Below are 17408 nucleotides of genomic sequence, written 5' to 3' on the forward strand. Positions count from 1 at the left end.
GGAAATATGAGGTATCCAGCATTTGAGGAAATTAATTACGAGACTGCAAATGAGCTTTGGGAAGCTTTAAGCCCAACTAAGTCTTTCTTCAAAGAACCTTATAAACTTATATATCGTGGGCAAGCTGATGCTGAGTGGGGTTTGATTCCATCGTTGTTACGAAATAAAACGTCAAATCCACTTTTGAAGTTTATGGGACGACCAAGTAGGGCTGACGAGCTAGTGTTTACTGAGGTTCGTTTGCTCGAGGAGTTTGCAAGTTATTGTGACAATGTTGGTATTCGCATCCCTAATGATTCTATGAAGTTCCGTACAGATGTCTTGAATTCTCAAGTTCAGGACAAATACTATATTCGACCTGAACTCTGGCCGAATCCAGAACTTGTTGAATTAATGGCCTTAGCACAGCACCATGGAGTGCCTACTCGGTTACTTGATTGGACGAGGCAGCCATATGTGGCTGTATATTTTGCAGTTTCTAGTGCTATGGCTAACCACAAAAACTGGAACCTTGACACTAAACTTACTATTTGGGTTTTAAATACAGAGCTAGTTAACTTATACAAAAATGTAAATATTGTTCAAGTGCCAGGTAGTACGTCACATCATGTATCAGCTCAGTCTGGCCTATTTACAGTTCATCCGCATTCTGGCTATCGAAACGAGGAATTTGAAGTCGAAGGCCTTGAGCATGGGTTTTCTTCATTGCCAAACTCACCATTATTAAAGTTGACACTTTCTGTCGACGAAGCTCTTAATTTGTATTACCTCTGTTTAAAAGCAGGAATTAACGGTGCAACAATCTACCCTAGTGCTGATGGTGCAGGTAAAGCAGTACAGGATTCAATAAACTCATGGACAATCGATAAGATGGATAAGAACAGAAAAGAAGTGGGCACTCAGCATTAATTGCGCGGTCAGTAATGGTAGGACAGGCAAAACTCTTTTGGGATAAACAGCCGACACCGAGATTACAGTAGTTCACCTCCCCCTGCGAAGTTGCTGAAGAGTGTTGAAGAAATCGCGTGAGCTTGGCATGGATGCCAAGCTAGCTTTCGGATTCTTTATTTAATTAATCGGGATGTACCATCGGAAGCGTTAGAAAAAAGATAGGACAGGCAAACCTCTTTTGGGATAAACAGCCGACACCGAGATTACAGTTGTTCACCTCCCCCTGCGAAGTTGCTGAAGGGCGTTGAAGAAAATAGCGTGACGCAGACAGGACGTCTGCGTAGCTTTCGGGGGGAAGGGACGCCCCATCGGAAGCGTTAGCCATTTTCGAGTAAGCACGAAGCCAGTCACTAATGCATGTAACTTCGCTAGGGGCGTCTTGGAGCATCCAAGGAGGATAGGACGAGCAGTCCTCCTTGGTCGGGTGTGGGGTGAAGCCCCACGACTTTGACTTTGATTTAAAATAACAAACGAAGTTTGGATATGTAGATTTTCTTGACCGTAAGGCCGTATTCAAAGTGAAATACGGCGAAAACTGGGGTTTATTTTTTGCAGCCCAACTGGCAAACGTTAGCAGCCAAGCTAACAAATTATCGTGTTATTTGATCAATGCGATCGCATCACCGTAATGTGCCGTCCATTACACCAATCACTCTCGAGATATAGTGAAATCATCTCAATCATTATGATTTATTGGTTACGTGTTTGTTAGGTTATTGACTAATGACATTCTCATTGATAATTTACCCTACTTAAAAAATCATTGGTAATAATAGGTTACCTAAGTAGTACTTTGTGATGAGCTTAACTAGCTTAATACAATGTGCGGTATGGATAGACAATAACTTAATGGATTAAACGCAATGAAAAAAATGATCTTATGTACCCTTGTTTTAAGTCTTGCTGCTTGTAAGAGTACAGATGTAAGAAACATCGCCGATTCTGTGTCTGATATCGCAGGCATCGCTAGCACAGGTACTTCAGGCGGCACTTCCGGTAGTAGTTCCATCCCCGCTTACGAACATCAGACTCAGCAATACTCGAATAATTCTGAACCATTCAATATTACTAAGAATACTAAGATGTCTCCGGAACGCGGTGCGATCCGCTCTATTACTCAGGAGAAAAATCCTAAGGGTATGACTATGGTCAGGGTGTTGGCATACCATCAAGACAGTGGCGCGGCGATGGAAAGTACTAATTACCTTTATGCGGTAGACAGTAATGGTTGGTTAAGTGATAAGCCAATGACGATGCATCGCCCAGAAACCATGATTATCAATAGCGGCGCCTATTACCTGAAGGCTGAGGATAATAGCAGCAGCAAATTCTATACATCAGGCATGATAACCTTGGCTAGAGGCGTCACCAATGTGGTATCGATTGAGCTTCAATAGGTAATTTTATCCTAAAAGGATAATGATTGACGTCATCACGAAGATGCAGCAAGTGTCATTTTCTTATTGAAAGTAAAAACAAAACCCCAGTAAAAACTGGGGTTTATTATTTGAGCCTATGCTGGCAACGTTAGCCAGCCAAGCTAACAAATCAGCGCGTTATTTGATAAACGCGAACGCATCACCGTAGAGATGCGCTTCTTCTACACCAATCTCACGGAAGATTTCCCGTGCTGCACCCACCATGTCGAAACGGCCGGCGATGTAGATGTCGTAGCCATTTAAGCTGACAAAGTCTTGTTTGATTTGCGCTAACAGATTGGCGGTTTTACCTTGCCAATTAGCTGGGGCTTCTTCGATCACTGGGACGAAGTTCAACCAAGGGTGGGCATCGTGCCATTGGCGGGCGATGGCTTCAAAATACATGGCATCTTGGGTGCGACAACCCCAATACAGGGTGGTTTTAACCTGTTGGCCAATGGCGATTTGGTGCTCTACGATACTCTTAATGTAAGAGAAACCAGTGCCGCCGGCGATTAATAGGCGAGGGCGTTGGCTTTCGTGGCGCAGATGGGCTTCGCCGCCTGGGGCTTCGATATCGATAGTGCTGCCATCAATGGCGCAGGCTTTCATGCGCTCGACCACTTGCATTGGGTAGCTTTCACTGACAGCGGCGCCAATGTGTAATTCGATCAGCTCGGCGTTTGGCGCTGATGCGATAGAGAAGGGACGTTTATCTTTTTCACCCATGACAACACATAAGTATTGCCCCGCTTGGAAATCGAAGGCGGTTTCTGGCCTTAACAATACTTGATATACGGCATCGTTAAACGGGCTAACTTTCTCTATCTTACAACGTATGGTTTTCATCAAACTTCCTTTGCACCTTTCTTCAACAGTATGTGTCTAGGTGTCGCTTTAGCGGCCTGTTATTGGCCTATTCTCTTGGCTTAAGCCGATATTTGAGTAACGGCTTAAGCTGAATTATAGGGTTGGGCTGTCGTCTATGCCTAACTCATCCCAGATTGAGTCGATCTTTTGTTTTACTTTTGGATCCATCACGATTGGCGTGCCCCATTCGCGGTTGGTTTCGCCTTCCCACTTATTGGTGGCATCGAGTCCCATTTTTGAGCCTAAGCCCGCGACGGGTGAGGCAAAATCGAGGTAGTCGATCGGGGTGTTTTCGATCATCACAGTATCGCGTTTTGGGTCCATGCGGGTGGTGATCGCCCAGATCACATCCTGCCAGTCACGGCAGTTCACATCTTCATCGACGATGACAATAAACTTGGTGTACATAAATTGGCGCAGGAAAGACCAAGCGCCCATCATCACCCGTTTGGCGTGTCCCGGATATTGTTTACGAATAGAGATCACTGCCATGCGGTACGAACAACCCTCAGGCGGCAGATAAAAATCAACGATCTCAGGATATTGCTTACGCAAAATCGGCACAAACACTTCGTTTAATGCAACTCCCAGCATGGCGGGCTCATCCGGTGGACGGCCAGTGTAAGTGCTGTGGTAGATGGCATCTTTACGGTGAGTGATGTGGGTAACGGTAAATACTGGAAACTTATCGGTTTCGTTGTAGTAACCCGTGTGATCGCCGTAGGGGCCTTCTTCCGCCAGTTCCTCAGGATCGATATAACCTTCGAGGATGATTTCACTGGTGGCGGGCACTTCTAAGTCACAGCTTAATGCCTTGCAGACTTCGGTACGTTCACCGCGCAGTAAACCGGCAAAAGCGTATTCGCTCATGGAATCGGGGACTGGGGTGACGGCACCTAAAATGGTCACAGGATCGGCGCCGAGTGCGACGACAACAGGATAACGCTCACCGGGGAATTGTTGTTTAAAATCAGCAAAGTCTAACGCGCCGCCACGGTGGGATAACCAACGCATGATCAGCTTGTTTTTACCCAGTAATTGTTGGCGATAAATACCTAAATTCTGGCGACTCTTGCGCGGGCCTTTGGTGATGGTTAAGCCCCATGTCACCAGTGGTGCGACATCGCCCGGCCAGCAATGCTGAATAGGTAATTGGGTCAAATCGACTTCATCGCCGGTTTTGATCACTTGTTGGCAAGGGGGATTGCGCACTGTCTTTGGCGGCATATTCAAGGCTTGCTTGAACATAGGGATCTTAGCGATCGCGTCTTTAAAGCCCCGTGGTGGTTCGGGTTCTTTTAAAAAGGCTAACAGTTCGCCCACTTCTCGCAACGCTAAGGGATCGTCTTTACCGAGCGCCATGGCCACACGTTTTGGCGTACCGAACAGGTTTACCAACACGGGCATGTGATGATCTTTGGGATTTTCAAATAATAGCGCAGGGCCCTTAGCGCGTAATACGCGATCGGCGATCTCTGTCATTTCTAAATGAGGATCAACTGGGTAGCTAATGCGTTTGAGTTCGCCATTGGCTTCCAGATGATCAATAAAGCTGCGTAAATCCTTAAAACTCATGTGGAAATAGCCTCTGCAATGAAAATCTGTGTGGCGCGCACTATAGCATTTTTCTGTTTTAGGGTTAACCAATTCAGTGATCTTCAAGCTTAGGAAGCGTAAAATGGATGCCAGTAAGTCACGATTGATCTCGCTTACGCCCTTTATTTCGAGGTTTATATGAATATCCCAGTAACGTTTACTCAAGGAAAGTGTGTTCAAAGTCAATCACATGGCGTGCATAAGCGGCCGCTAAAGTGCTTGGTTTTGTCGCTGGCTGTGGGGATATCACTCTTGGGCGCGCTCAGTATGTCGACTGCGGCGGTTGCCGGAAATCGGGACCATTCGGAGCAAGGCGAGCGCCAAGGTCATCGTGATAGCCACAGCCGTGGAGAAAGTCATTACAACAATCGTCATGACAACCATTACGATAACCGCCATGTGCGCAACGATAATCGCCACTATCGTCCCTACTACCGACCTTATTACCCTTGGGGTTTAGGACTGGGTTTAGGGCTCACTACGGGTTGGGGTTCTGGCTGGAATGTCGGTTATGGTGTGAACAGCCAGTGGAACAATGATTGGGGCTGGAATACTTCGCGTGACGCTTACGCTCGAAATTACTGGAACTCGCCCTATTCGGGCATAGGATTGTCGATTCCTATGCGCTACGACGATGAACCTGTGGCGATTTCTGTGCCTGTGCGGGTCACAACCAGTATGCAATATTCTGCGAGTGAAGGCCGTATGGTATCGAGTATGCCTGTAAATATGGCCGGACAATCGACTGGGCAACTGGTGTCGCAAGCTAGCAATGCCGCAAGCAAGACGGCTGCGACTCCCCGTCCACGGGCGGCGCACAGTGTGTCTAGCTTGCCGAGCAATGCCAGAATTGTGCAGCAAGATGGCCGTACACTTTACGAGTGGCAAGGCACGCTTTATGCCTTCGACTGGAATAGTCAAACCTATCAAGAGCAGTTAGCACGATAGATTCAAATCACTTAATTACTGAAAATCGGAGCCCCATAGTGGGCTCCAATTTATTTTTAGCACTTAACTTTTTAATTAATATCATTTTATAGAATAGCGGAGAAGACGTTTGGACATTGCTCAAAATCAGGCAGCTCAAAATAAGGCTAAGGGAGCCAGTACTCTGTGGGTGTTGCTCGCCTTAGCGCTCGGGACGTTTGCCTTAGGTACCACAGAGTTTGCCTCCATGACTTTAGTACCTTACATCGCTAGCGATTTAGGGGTGGAAGTTGCCCATGTGAGTTATGCCATTAGTGCCTATGCGTTGGGAGTCGTGATCGGCTCACCGATAATTATGGTGCTGGCGGTTAGGGTCAGGCGGCGCACACTATTGATTGCTCTAGCTGCCTTAATGGCGGTGGCCAATGGCTTAAGTGCGTTAGCGCCATCATTGAATTGGCTAATCTTTTTCCGTTTTCTCAGCGGCTTGCCCCACGGTGCCTATTTTGGTGTGGCTATGTTGCTCGCGGCCTCTTTAGTGCCGCCAGAAATGAAGGCTCGCGCCGTATCGCGGGTGATTATTGGCCTTACACTGGCGACGATTATCGGTGTGCCGTTTGCGACTTGGATGGGGCAAACCGTGGGCTGGCGCTCGGGCATTGGCATAGTGGCGATTTTGGCGACTATTACCGCTGTGATGGTGTATTTTTTAGCGCCTGATCAGGCCGTGGCCGCTGATGCGAGTCCCAGAAAAGAGCTACAAACCCTGAAGAATCGTGAAGTCTGGTTGACGCTTGGCATCGCTGCGATTGGCTTTGGCGGTATCTTTTGCGTGTATACCTATCTGGCTGAAACCTTAATCCAAGTGACGCAAGTCGAGCCGTTTAAGATCCCGATCATGATGGCGGTATTTGGTATTGGCGCAACACTGGGCACGCTAGTGTGTGGCTGGGCGGCGGATAAGTCGGCCTTAGCGGCGGCGTTTTGGTCGTTAGTGTTAAGCACTGTGGTATTAGCGATTTACCCGAGTTTGACCGGACATTATTGGGCGCTGATGCCCGTAGTATTCTTTGTCGGTTGTGGCTTGGGACTTGCCACCATAGTGCAAGCAAGATTGATGGATGTGGCGCCCGATGGGCAGGCCATGACAGGTGCGTTAGTGCAATGCGCCTTTAATCTTGCCAATGCAATTGGCCCTTGGGTGGGTAGTTTAGTGATCCTTTCTGGACAAGGGATTGCCGCGACAGGTTATGCGGCGTCTTTGTTGTCATTAGGAGGACTTGTGATGTGGTGGTTGACCCACAGGGAGAGTCGCCGCGCGGTAAGCTTAAACACAGCTAACTGCGCTGACTAGCAAGTGGAACACTCAGGTTCGAGGTGCTGCTATCCTGCGTTTCGAACCTGTTTTGTGCGCAATCCGCCAACCTCAGTTTCGGCTAGAGCTAGGCTCTTTGTATGGTGATATCGGCGATATAACCGTGCTGGGTGGCGATTAATGCTTGCTTGAGCATGCCAGCCGCTTCATCGGCGGACATAAAGCTGGTGGTATCTAATGCTTTACCGCTACTTGGCCAAAAGCCTGTGTCCATGCCGCCGGGATACACGGCAATCAACTTCATTGGGCTTTGTTTAAGCTCTAATCGCACCGACTCGATAAATCCTCGTACCGCCCATTTTGCCGCGCAGTAAGTGGACTCTCCCGCTTTGGCGGCCAGTGCTGCGGTGGACATGACTACAACCACAGTGACCGCTTGATCTTTATAGCGTTTCACTAGCTCGCGCACTAACAAAATCGTCGAGGTGACATTGTTATTGAGCAGGCTGTGGATATCGCTCGCCCCTTGGGTTTCAATCGCACCAAAGTAGCCGCTGCCCGCACAGTGGATCACGGTTTTAGGGGCTTGCGTTAGGCCATCGAACAGGGCTTCGAGACTCGATTCACTGGCGAGATCGGCGGTGATCGCGGCGATAGGCTTGTTGGAGAAGGGCGTTAATGCATTGGCGACGGTTTGTAGACGCTCGGCATTGCGGCCCGTAAGTGTTAGCGGTTCATTTTCTTTGGCGTAGAGCGATGCTAGCGCCGCGCCTAAACCACTGCTGGCGCCGGTAATTAATATCATAGTGACCTCGGTTAATGCTGCCTTTGCTTGAAAACCGCAGCTTAAACTCAAGTGCGCTTCAATTCATGATAAGGCGAGCGGTTAGATTAAGGTAAATAGCGGTTGATCGAATGCCACTTCATCGCCGTCTTTGGCCCAAATAGCGCTGATCACGCCATCGCGCTCGGCTTGGATGGGATTCATCATTCTCATCGCTTCGATAATGCAGACAACTTCACCTTGGCTCACTCGTTGACCGACTTTAACCAGTGGCACATCATCGAGTTCTGCCGCCGCGTAAAAAGTACCGACCATAGGCGAGACTTGTACAAAACCTTCCATACTTGGCGAAATGCCTGTTTGCTTTGCCTGTGCATTCAAAGGTGCCACGCGTGCTGTGGCTGGCGTTTGCGATGACTGCACATTGGCTGGCATAGGGCTGTAGCGAGTGATGCGAATTGATTCTTCACCTTCGGTGATCGCCAGTTCTGCTATGTCAGATTCTTGTACTAACTCAATGAGTTTTTTAATTTTACGAAGATCCATTGCCATTTATCTGCCCTTGCAAAGCACGCTATTGAATGGGATTACTGTGGCTGGTTGAGCCGCTTAATGGCCGCCGCCAGCGCAAACTCATAACCCTGTGAACCGAAACCGCAAATCACGCCTATCGCCTTATCGGAAAAATAGGAATGGTGACGGAAGGCTTCACGGGCGTGCACATTGGATAAATGCACTTCAAAGAACGGAATTGCGACACCAAGCAAGGCATCACGCAGGGCAACGCTAGTATGGGTAAAGGCGGCGGGGTTGATAATAATCATCTGCGCATCGGTCGCATGAATCGCGTTGATCAACTCAAACTCGGCATTGGACTGAATATGCTCGAGCTCAACTTCCGCCAACTTTGCCTGCTGATTTAACTCCGCCACTATGTCGGCCAAGGTTTGATGACCATAAACGCTGGGCTCGCGGCGACCTAAGAGGTTGAGATTGGGGCCATTGACGAGCAAAATTTTGTGACTCATTGCGCTTTCCTTTACGACATGCCTTGGGATTAAAGCTGGGAGGCATTTTTTAGTTTTGTTGATAGGTCACTAACTTAACCTGTTCAAATCGATTTTGCATTATCCGTTAGTCGATTGTGTGCGAGCTGATCATGTACGAGCCGACTATGCCATTGAAATTCTGCGCCATTGTCGGCCGATTTCAACTGCGGCCTAACTTCTATCTAAGCTAGTAGCGCGACTAATTATTAAAGCTAATAGTCAGTCTTTTGCTGACGCATGGCTTTAGTGGCGCCTTTTTGTTTCTTGGACTCTAATCGCCGCGTTTGGCTGCCTTTAGTCGCGCGGGTAGGGATGCGTTTTTTTTGCACTTCACCGACACTGGCGACTAAGGCGATAAATTGCTCCAACGCCGTTTGGCGGTTGGCATCTTGGCTGCGGCTCGCTTGGCATTTGATGATGATTTTGCCGCTTTTAGTGATGCGGTGATCGGCCTTGTTGAGCAAACGTTCTTGGTAAAACTCGGGTAATGATGAGCTTTTAATATCGAAGATCAGCTGCGCAGCGGTAGACACTTTATTTAAGTGCTGGCCGCCAGCGCCACTCGAACGGATAAATTGCCACTCGATTTCATTTTCCTGAAGTTCCACACGGTTTGAGATTTTTATCATGGCAAACTTAGGCATTTTTCAGCATGGATTGAGAAGCTATCAATAATCACTTATGGCTTTTCAATAGATTTGTTATCATCGGGCGCATTCTTTGCCACTGCATTGGCCAAGGCCATTGCTTGCAAAAGTGTTCTCGATTCGGAGTGCCTCTATGTTATGCCAAATCCCCGATATTGCTAAGGGTGTTATCAGTCTTTTTGCCAGTGGCCGACTATCCTCCACCGATTATCGGACCCGTTTACAGCCAGCGATTAAGAGTTATCGTAAGGATTGGGGCCAAGTTTGCCTGTATATTGAGGCGGACGTGTTACTCGAGGGCTGGGAATTTGAGTCACTCACCGGTAGTGGTGAAGTCCAATTACCTAATTTTGAAGCCTTAGTATTTGTAGGCGGCCCTGATTGGGTTGGAAATGCTGTGCGCTTACTTGGGCCTTTTATGCAGGGCGAAGTGGCATGGTTTCCCCTAGAACAGAAAACCAAAGCGATTGCTTGGATCACTAAGCGTTCGAATATCTAATGGTCTTATGTAGACCGTATTTACAAGGAATGAAGTATGTCTTTATTTAAATCGCGCGCTTTTTCTAAGCAAAATGTTTCTAAAATCAGTGCTATTGCGTTGGTGCTGGCGTTTACCGCTGGGCTGAGTGCCTGCGCGCCAGAAGTCGGTAGCGATGCTTGGTGCAAGCAGATGAAAGATAAGCCGTCTGGCGATTGGACTGCTAATGAAGCCGCCGATTACGCTAAACACTGCGTGTTTAAATAAGCACTGAGTATTTAAGTCAGCGTTAGCCTTTAGAGATCACAGCTTGAAAGACTTTGCTTGCGAGCTGTGAACTTATGTTTATCATACGGGTCAGATGTTCCGTTATCCGTTATCCGTTATCCGTTATTTGCTATAGGTGATATTTGAATTCTACCGCTAAGCCATTTTTTACTCGAATGGTGATCTTACTGATAGCCATTATCGTGCTGCAATTTGCTGGCGCGAATTTGGGTGCGCATCAGTTACATGCGGGCAATGGCGCGGAAGAAGCCGACAATCATCCCCATTTGCAATTTAGCGCCCAAGTGACCACTTTAGCCCAATGTGTCGATTGCGTTTGCCCAAGTGAGCAAGCCCTAGGCTTTACCGACATTGATGCAAGTACCGAAGTGTTAGGCAATAACGTGGGCGAGAATCATGCCAGCGAATTGCATTCCCACTTAGTGAAAACCACTGAATTACAAGATTTTGACCTGTGCCTCGATTGCCAATGCCATGGCGGCCATGTGGCGCTGTTATCTCCTGGGCTAAGCCAGCCTGTGCAAGCGTTAGAAAGCGTCTTTCTCGCTGCTAATTTATCCTATTTCCCGCCTGATAATTTACCTAAGTACCGTCCTCCAATAGCTTAATCCCCCAATATCCAGCTTATTCCTCGGTCTAAGGATCTTGATTCATCTTCTTGGATCTCAATCTATTTCGCCGCGCGATAAGCCTTTTATATTCATTCCCCAAATGCGATTTAACTGATGCTCAGCAGCGTGAGTTGTTGTGCCGGCCATCGGCCTTAGCCATGCGATGTGTTGGTTATGCATAGCTTAAGTTACGCATAGTGTTAGCTATGTATTGCTTGGCGGGATGATTCGATCGGCGCTTATTTGCCATGCTCAGAACGATAGGATTGCTTTGCATTGAGCTATTTCAAATGAAGCTCAAATCTAGCTGTCTCACATTGGGCGCAAAAGTCAGCCGATCCACATTCGATATTGTTAGGATTTGCGATGAACAAAACGACTCTCGCCCGTACCTTGGCTTGCCTGTTTCGATCGGGCTTGCTGAGCTGCGGATTAGTATTGGCTGCCGGATTGCTAGCCTTTGCCCTCGCGGCAGAAAATGACACTCTTGAAGTCTTCCTTAAAACCAAAGCCCTTGAAACCAATCCCTTGGAAACCAATGCGCTTGAAATCAAAGCTCCTGAAGCCGAGGTGTTTAAAGCTCAATCACTGGGCTTACCCGCCAAAGAAACCGACACGCCATATGTTGCCTTCGGCCAATGGTTGCCCGCGTTACTCACACAGTTCAATCAGTTACCTGAAGTGCAGGCGCAGCTTACACGGCAGCAACAAGCAGAGCTTGCCATTCAGGCGGCGGATCGCGCCGTGTATAACCCTGAGCTTGGGCTTAACTATCAAAATGCCGACACAGATTCCTACAGCTTAGGCCTGAGTCAAACCTTAGATTGGGGAGATAAGCGCGGCGTGGCGACAAAACGTGCCGAGCTTGAAGCCCAAATCCTGTTCGCTGATATAGGTTTAGAGCGTAACCAAATGTTGGCCGAACGCTTACTAGCGTTGGCAGAACAGGCGCAAAGTCGTAAGTCGCTGACCTTTGCCGAGCAGCAACTCAGGTTTACTAAGGCGCAGCTCGGCATTGCCAAGCAGCGGTTGGCGGCAGGGGATTTGTCTAACGTCGAGCTGCATTTGATGCAACTCGAGTTAGCAACCAATACCGCCGATTATGCCTTAGCCGAACAGGCAGCTTTAGTGGCCGACGGCAAAGTAATTGAGTTGCTTGGGGATAATAATCTCGCCTTTAGTGAGTTCATCAAAGAGATCCATGTCTTCGTGACTCAGGCTAAGCAAGCGCCAGCGCTCGAGTTGGGCACCACCAAATCAACTTTGCCAGCACTGGCGAGCGCTTACCAACAAGTGTTGTTGGCGCGAGTCAATGCCATGCAAGTGAAGGCCGATACGTCAGCGGACCCGACCATTAGTCTAGGTGCTGAAAAGGAGGGCACGGACAATAAGCTTGGGGTCGGTATATCGATTCCCCTGCAAGTTCGCAATAACTACAGTGAGTTACAAGCCGTGGCCGATAAGGGCATCGCGATCGCGGAGCAAGGCTATCTTGCTCGTGAGCGAGTACTTACCGCCAAGCAAAAACACGTCCTATACGCGTTACCGCGTTTGCTTGAGCGTTACCAAGACTGGCGCGAGTTAGTACAAGTGTCCGGTGCCAAAGCTGCTAAATCCTTAAGCCAACAATGGCAGGCGGGCGATGTGAGTACCAGCGAGTACTTGCAGAGTCGCCGTCAGTTGGCCGCCAGTTATTTGGTGGGGTTGAACCTAGAAACGGCCATTTATCAGAGCTGGTTAACGTGGATGGGCGAAAGCGGTCAGCTTATGCCCTTTTTGAATGGTACGGCTGAACAGATCTGCCAAGCACCTTCACACATGCCAAATGCCGCCGTGCGCACAGTAAACCAATGAGGTAACCCAAATGAATTCACATAATCACTTTAACGCTACTAAGTCTTATCCAGTTGCAATGTCAGACACTGCTGCACCTGACATCATTACGTCTCAAATCACAGCACCTGAAATCACAGCACCTGAAATCATTGCGCCTCAAATTACAGTACCTGCAAAGCGGCAGTTCACGTTGTCGACACTCGCCCTCGCATTATGTGTGCTCGGCTCTGCTGCGCTTTTCACCGCCCAACCTTCATGGGCAGGGGACGATCACGGTTCAGCTACTCAAACTGAGCAAGCGGATGAACACGGTGCACAGGCGCTTAAGTTGACCCAAGTGCAGCAAGCTTTGGCGGGCATTAGCTTGTTACCCCTGTCGAGCGATAGCTTGAATATCGCCAATTTGAATCTGGATATCAGGGCGACGGCCACCTTAGTGGTGGATCGCGATCGAACTGCGACCCTTGCACCGCAGCTCGATGCGCGCGTGTTGGCGCGTCATGTGGTGCCGGGACAAGAAGTCAAAAAAGGTGAGCCTTTACTGACCTTGGGCGGCGCAGCCGTTGCGCAGGCACAGGCGGATTACATCAATGCCGCCGCCGAATGGAGCCGAGTCAAACGCATGAGCGAAGGCGCCGTGAGTGTCAGCCGCCGTATGCAGGCGCAGGTGGATGCCGAACTTAAACGGGCGATTTTAGAGGCGATTAAGATGACGCCAACACAAATTCGCGCTCTGGAATCGACGCCCGAAGCCATCGGCAGTTATCAACTTTTAGCGCCGATTGACGGACGAGTGCAGCAAGATATCGCCATGTTAGGCCAAGTATTTAGTGCGGGCACGCCGTTAATGCAGCTGACCGACGAGTCCTATCTGTGGGTTGAGGCGCAGTTAACGCCTACCCAAACCGCGCATATCACTGTCGGCAGTGCAGCCTTAGTGCAAGTGGGGGATAAGACGCTGGCGGGCAAGATCATAGGTCGCTCCCATGAACTCGATAGCGTGACGCGCACCGAACAAGTGCTGGTGAGTATGCCCAATCCTAATCATGTGCTGCATGCGGGGCAATTTGCCGAACTCTACTTTGCCAATACTGTCGCCAACTCTGCTGATAAGGCTGGTGGAATCGTGCTGCCCGATGCGGCGCTCACCCGCAGCGGCGATGGCGACTGGCAGATTTTTATTCAAGATGAAGATGGCTTCGAGTCCATTGAGGTAGAACTGGTGCAGCGTCAGCGCGGCTTGAGTTTAGTGCGCGGCGCTGAGCTTGAAAAAGCCCAGCAGGCAAAGCTCAAGGTGGTGGTAGCTGGCGCATTTTTCTTGGCGTCCGAGCAGGCGAAAGCAGGCTTTGATATCCATAACCATTAATGTTGCCACTGAACGCTTGAGGAATTTTCTATGTTACAAAAAGTGATCGAAGCCGCGATTAAAAATCGGCTGTTAGTGGTGTTGGCCTTGCTCGCCATGATAGTGGCAAGCGTGGTGATGCTGCCTAAATTGAATCTCGATGCCTTTCCCGATGTGACTAACGTGCAAGTGACTATCAATACTGCGGCCGAAGGGTTAGCCGCAGAAGAGGTGGAAAAGCTCATTAGTTATCCGGTGGAATCGGCTATGTACGCCTTGCCAGCCGTGACGGAGGTGCGCTCGTTATCGCGCACTGGCTTGTCGATTGTGACTGTGGTATTTGCCGAAGGGACGGATATTTACTTCGCCCGTCAGCAAGTGTTTGAGCAGTTGCAAGCGGCGCGGGAGATGATCCCAAGCGGCGTCGGTGTGCCCGAGATCGGCCCGAATACTTCGGGATTAGGACAGATTTATCAGTACATTCTGCGCGCTGAACCTAGCTCAGGTATCGATGCTGCCGAGCTGCGCAGTTTGAACGATTACCTTGTGAAACTCATCATGATGCCCGTCGGCGGCGTGACGGAAGTCTTGTCTTTTGGTGGCGATGTGCGCCAATACCAAGTGCAGGTAGACCCGAATAAATTGCGCGCCTATGGCTTGTCGATGGCGCAAGTTACCGAGGCATTAGAGAGCAATAACCGCAACGCTGGCGGTTGGTTTATGGACCAAGGCCAAGAGCAACTTGTGGTGCGCGGCTACGGCATGTTGCCCGCAGGAGCAGAAGGCTTAGCGGCGATCGCACAGATCCCGCTTACGGAGGATAAAGGCACGCCCGTGCGGGTGGGTGATATCGCTCTGGTTGATTTTGGCAGTGAAATCCGTGTTGGCGCTGTGACTATGACGCGCCGCGATGAGGCTGGCAACGTACAAAACCTCGGCGAAGTGGTGGCGGGGGTCGTGCTTAAACGCATGGGCGCCAACACCAAAGCGACTATCGATGATATTGGCGCGCGGGTGAGTCTTATCGAGCAGGCCTTGCCCGATGGCGTGTCTTTTGAAGTGTTTTACGATCAAGCCGAACTGGTCGATAAGGCCGTAACGACAGTGCGCGATGCGCTGTTAATGGCCTTTGTGTTTATCGTGGTGATCTTGGCGCTGTTCCTCGTCAATATCCGCGCGACCTTGCTGGTGCTCTTGTCTATTCCTGTGTCTATCGGGCTCGCGCTCATGGTGATGTCCTACTATGGATTGTCGGCAAACCTGATGTCGCTGGGTGGTTTAGCCGTGGCGATTGGTATGTTAGTCGATGGTTCTGTGGTGATGGTAGAGAACATTTTCAAACACTTAACTCAGCCGGATCGTCGACATTTGCTGGAGGCGAGAACGCGCGCCGATGGTGAGGCAGACCCATATCATAGCTATGAGGACGGTGGTCAGCAGGCCAATATGGCTGTGCGCATCATGCTCGCGGCCAAAGAGGTGTGTAGCCCAATCTTCTTTGCGACGGCGATTATCATAGTGGTATTTGCGCCCTTGTTTGCCCTCGAAGGCGTTGAAGGCAAGCTGTTCCAGCCGATGGCGGTCAGTATCATTCTGGCAATGATATCAGCGCTGCTGGTGGCCTTGATTGCCGTGCCAGCCCTTGCTGTGTATCTGTTTAAGCGCGGTGTGGTACTCAAACAAAGCGTGGTCTTAGCGCCGCTGGATGCCGCTTATCGCAAGCTACTGACGGCAACACTTGTTAGGCCAAAGGTAGTGATGCTCAGCGCCTTATTGATGTTTGCTTTCAGTTTATTGTTACTGCCAAGGCTGGGCACTGAATTTGTGCCCGAGCTGGAGGAAGGCACGATTAACCTCAGGGTCACGCTGGCGCCAACCGCGAGTTTAGGCACGTCTTTGGCGGTCGCGCCCAAGCTTGAAGCTATCTTGCTGGCGTTTCCCGAGGTGGAATATGCCCTGAGCCGCATTGGTGCGCCTGAGCTTGGCGGCGATCCTGAGCCTGTGAGTAATATCGAGGTTTATATTGGACTTAAGCCAATATCTGAATGGCAATCGGCAAGCTCGCGCTTAGAGTTACAACGTTTGATGGAGGAAAAACTCAGTGTGTTCCCCGGACTCTTGCTGACTTTCTCGCAGCCGATAGCAACTCGGGTAGATGAATTACTCTCGGGGGTAAAAGCCCAGTTAGCGATCAAAATTTTCGGCCCAGATTTAGCCGTGTTATCGGAGAGAGGCCAAGCGCTCACCGATCTTGTCGCGAAAATCCCCGGTGCCGTGGATGTGTCATTAGAGCAAGTGAGCGGCGAGGCGCAATTGGTTGTGCGGCCAAAGCGCGAGTTATTGGCGCGCTACGGCATTAGTGTCGATCAAGTGATGAGCCTTGTCAGCCAAGGCATTGGCGGCGCGAGTGCAGGCCAAGTGATTGATGGCAACGCCAGATACGACATCAATGTGCGCCTCGCGGCCGAGTTTCGCACTAGCCCAGATGCGATTAAGGACTTGTTACTCAGCGGCACGAATGGCGCCACTGTGCGCTTAGGCGAAGTCGCCAGCGTCGAAGTGGAAATGGCGCCGCCGAATATTCGCCGTGACGACGTGCAGCGCCGAGTGGTAGTGCAGGCCAACGTGGCGGGGCGTGATATGGGCTCTGTGGTGAAAGACATTTATGCTTTAGTGCCACAGGCGGATTTACCCGCGGGATATACAGTGATCATTGGCGGCCAGTATGAGAATCAGCAGCGGGCGCAGCAAAAGCTGATGCTAGTGCTGCCGATTTCTATCGCCTTGATTGCCTTGCTGTTGTACTTCTCCTTTGGGTCATTCAAGCAAGTGTTACTCATCATGGCGAATGTGCCCTTAGCCTTGATTGGCGGCATAGTGGCCCTGTATGTCAGTGGCACTTATTTATCTGTGCCTAGCTCAATTGGTTTTATCACCTTATTTGGAGTGGCCGTGCTCAACGGTGTGGTGCTGGTAGATTCGATTAATCAGCGCAGGCAAAGCGGCGAAGCTCTTTATGATTGTGTTTATGAGGGTACGGTTGGGCGTTTGCGCCCTGTGTTGATGACAGCATTGACCTCGGCCCTAGGCTTGATCCCGATTTTATTGTCATCGGGGGTTGGCAGTGAGATCCAAAAGCCGCTGGCAGTGGTGATTATTGGTGGCTTGTTTAGCTCGACGGCGCTGACCTTGCTAGTATTGCCGACCTTATATCGCTGGTTATATCGTGGCGACAAGCGCATCGATGAGCTTGATTAACCTCAAGTAAGCCGACAACGTGGGCAATAACTTGT

Annotated in this window: 16 protein-coding genes; 10 read left to right on the forward strand and 6 right to left on the reverse strand. The window is 49.8% G+C overall.

The features are described 5' to 3' along the window. Window positions 1-6 precede the first annotated feature (6 nt). Entirely contained in the window at window positions 7-909 is a 903-nt protein-coding gene (locus DYH48_RS00775; RefSeq protein ID WP_107403486.1) for an FRG domain-containing protein, read from the forward strand. 905 nt (window positions 910-1814) lie between these two features. Then, window positions 1815-2348, forward strand: coding sequence for a hypothetical protein (locus DYH48_RS00785; protein ID WP_115333798.1), 534 nt, complete (start codon window positions 1815-1817; stop codon window positions 2346-2348). A 159-nt stretch (window positions 2349-2507) separates the two neighbouring features. Here the strand turns inward: DYH48_RS00785 and fre are convergent, their stop codons facing one another. Together fre and ubiD are read right to left on the reverse strand one after the other, a co-directional pair. Then, the gene (fre, locus tag DYH48_RS00790; RefSeq protein ID WP_006079948.1) at window positions 2508-3218 is read right to left on the reverse strand and encodes an NAD(P)H-flavin reductase; all 711 of its coding nucleotides are present in this window, start codon (window positions 3216-3218) and stop codon (window positions 2508-2510) included. Between the two features lie 114 nt (window positions 3219-3332). Beyond that, complete coding sequence (gene ubiD / locus DYH48_RS00795) at window positions 3333-4814, reverse strand: 4-hydroxy-3-polyprenylbenzoate decarboxylase (RefSeq protein WP_006079949.1); 1482 nt, start codon at window positions 4812-4814, stop codon at window positions 3333-3335. 159 nt (window positions 4815-4973) lie between these two features. On the opposite strand from ubiD, the gene DYH48_RS00800 reads away from it, so the two are divergent. Together DYH48_RS00800 and DYH48_RS00805 are read left to right on the forward strand one after the other, a co-directional pair. Next, window positions 4974-5783, forward strand: coding sequence for a hypothetical protein (locus tag DYH48_RS00800; RefSeq protein WP_115333799.1), 810 nt, complete (start codon window positions 4974-4976; stop codon window positions 5781-5783). A gap of 109 nt (window positions 5784-5892) precedes the next feature. Further along, the gene (locus tag DYH48_RS00805; RefSeq protein ID WP_115333800.1) at window positions 5893-7116 is read left to right on the forward strand and encodes an MFS transporter; all 1224 of its coding nucleotides are present in this window, start codon (window positions 5893-5895) and stop codon (window positions 7114-7116) included. Between the two features lie 88 nt (window positions 7117-7204). Here DYH48_RS00805 and DYH48_RS00810 read toward each other — a convergent pair whose 3' ends face one another. From DYH48_RS00810 to arfB, 4 genes are all read right to left on the reverse strand, one after another. Beyond that, a complete protein-coding gene (locus DYH48_RS00810; protein ID WP_115336064.1) occupies window positions 7205-7882 on the reverse strand; it encodes an SDR family NAD(P)-dependent oxidoreductase in 678 nt (225 codons plus the stop codon). A gap of 81 nt (window positions 7883-7963) precedes the next feature. Then, entirely contained in the window at window positions 7964-8413 is a 450-nt protein-coding gene (gene accB, locus DYH48_RS00815; protein ID WP_115333801.1) for an acetyl-CoA carboxylase biotin carboxyl carrier protein, read from the reverse strand. A gap of 35 nt (window positions 8414-8448) precedes the next feature. Next, window positions 8449-8889 carry a type II 3-dehydroquinate dehydratase gene (aroQ, locus tag DYH48_RS00820; RefSeq protein ID WP_006084274.1) on the reverse strand — a complete coding sequence of 147 codons (441 nt, stop codon included), beginning with the start codon at window positions 8887-8889 and terminating at the stop codon, window positions 8449-8451. Between the two features lie 233 nt (window positions 8890-9122). Beyond that, entirely contained in the window at window positions 9123-9554 is a 432-nt protein-coding gene (gene arfB, locus DYH48_RS00825; RefSeq protein ID WP_011845670.1) for an alternative ribosome rescue aminoacyl-tRNA hydrolase ArfB, read from the reverse strand. A gap of 136 nt (window positions 9555-9690) precedes the next feature. Here arfB and DYH48_RS00830 point away from each other — a divergent pair, with 136 nt between their 5' ends. The 6 genes from DYH48_RS00830 (at window position 9691) to DYH48_RS00855 (ending at window position 17373) form a co-directional block, all read left to right on the forward strand. Then, complete coding sequence (locus DYH48_RS00830) at window positions 9691-10056, forward strand: SpoIIAA family protein (protein ID WP_011845671.1); 366 nt, start codon at window positions 9691-9693, stop codon at window positions 10054-10056. A gap of 36 nt (window positions 10057-10092) precedes the next feature. Next, window positions 10093-10302: a DUF3012 domain-containing protein gene (locus DYH48_RS00835; protein ID WP_006079957.1), complete on the forward strand. Its 210-nt coding sequence runs from the start codon at window positions 10093-10095 to the stop codon at window positions 10300-10302. Between the two features lie 176 nt (window positions 10303-10478). Then, window positions 10479-10931 carry a hypothetical protein gene (locus DYH48_RS00840; protein ID WP_115333802.1) on the forward strand — a complete coding sequence of 151 codons (453 nt, stop codon included), beginning with the start codon at window positions 10479-10481 and terminating at the stop codon, window positions 10929-10931. A gap of 369 nt (window positions 10932-11300) precedes the next feature. Beyond that, window positions 11301-12788, forward strand: a complete 1488-nt coding sequence (locus tag DYH48_RS00845; protein ID WP_115333803.1) for a TolC family protein — start codon at window positions 11301-11303, stop codon at window positions 12786-12788. 10 nt (window positions 12789-12798) lie between these two features. Next, a complete protein-coding gene (locus tag DYH48_RS00850) occupies window positions 12799-14136 on the forward strand; it encodes an efflux RND transporter periplasmic adaptor subunit (RefSeq protein WP_115333804.1) in 1338 nt (445 codons plus the stop codon). A 30-nt stretch (window positions 14137-14166) separates the two neighbouring features. After that, on the forward strand, window positions 14167-17373 hold the full coding sequence (locus DYH48_RS00855; protein WP_115333805.1) for an efflux RND transporter permease subunit: 3207 nt from the start codon (window positions 14167-14169) through the stop codon (window positions 17371-17373). Window positions 17374-17408 lie beyond the last annotated feature (35 nt).

Source organism: Shewanella baltica (assembly GCF_900456975.1).
GTDB classification, from domain to species: domain Bacteria; phylum Pseudomonadota; class Gammaproteobacteria; order Enterobacterales; family Shewanellaceae; genus Shewanella; species Shewanella baltica.

Excerpts from the sequence above, each read along its gene's own strand:
- DYH48_RS00775 (WP_107403486.1), top strand. The coding sequence starts at position 7 with ATGAGGTATCCAGCATTTGAGGAAATTAATTACGAGACTGCAAATGAG.
- DYH48_RS00785 (WP_115333798.1), top strand. The coding sequence starts at position 1,815 with ATGAAAAAAATGATCTTATGTACCCTTGTTTTAAGTCTTGCTGCTTGT.
- fre (WP_006079948.1), bottom strand. The coding sequence starts at position 3,218 with ATGAAAACCATACGTTGTAAGATAGAGAAAGTTAGCCCGTTTAACGAT.
- ubiD (WP_006079949.1), bottom strand. The coding sequence starts at position 4,814 with ATGAGTTTTAAGGATTTACGCAGCTTTATTGATCATCTGGAAGCCAAT.
- DYH48_RS00800 (WP_115333799.1), top strand. The coding sequence starts at position 4,974 with ATGAATATCCCAGTAACGTTTACTCAAGGAAAGTGTGTTCAAAGTCAA.
- DYH48_RS00810 (WP_115336064.1), bottom strand. The coding sequence starts at position 7,882 with ATGATATTAATTACCGGCGCCAGCAGTGGTTTAGGCGCGGCGCTAGCA.
- accB (WP_115333801.1), bottom strand. The coding sequence starts at position 8,413 with ATGGCAATGGATCTTCGTAAAATTAAAAAACTCATTGAGTTAGTACAA.
- aroQ (WP_006084274.1), bottom strand. The coding sequence starts at position 8,889 with ATGAGTCACAAAATTTTGCTCGTCAATGGCCCCAATCTCAACCTCTTA.
- arfB (WP_011845670.1), bottom strand. The coding sequence starts at position 9,554 with ATGCCTAAGTTTGCCATGATAAAAATCTCAAACCGTGTGGAACTTCAG.
- DYH48_RS00830 (WP_011845671.1), top strand. The coding sequence starts at position 9,691 with ATGTTATGCCAAATCCCCGATATTGCTAAGGGTGTTATCAGTCTTTTT.
- DYH48_RS00835 (WP_006079957.1), top strand. The coding sequence starts at position 10,093 with ATGTCTTTATTTAAATCGCGCGCTTTTTCTAAGCAAAATGTTTCTAAA.
- DYH48_RS00840 (WP_115333802.1), top strand. The coding sequence starts at position 10,479 with ATGGTGATCTTACTGATAGCCATTATCGTGCTGCAATTTGCTGGCGCG.
- DYH48_RS00845 (WP_115333803.1), top strand. The coding sequence starts at position 11,301 with ATGAACAAAACGACTCTCGCCCGTACCTTGGCTTGCCTGTTTCGATCG.
- DYH48_RS00850 (WP_115333804.1), top strand. The coding sequence starts at position 12,799 with ATGAATTCACATAATCACTTTAACGCTACTAAGTCTTATCCAGTTGCA.
- DYH48_RS00855 (WP_115333805.1), top strand. The coding sequence starts at position 14,167 with ATGTTACAAAAAGTGATCGAAGCCGCGATTAAAAATCGGCTGTTAGTG.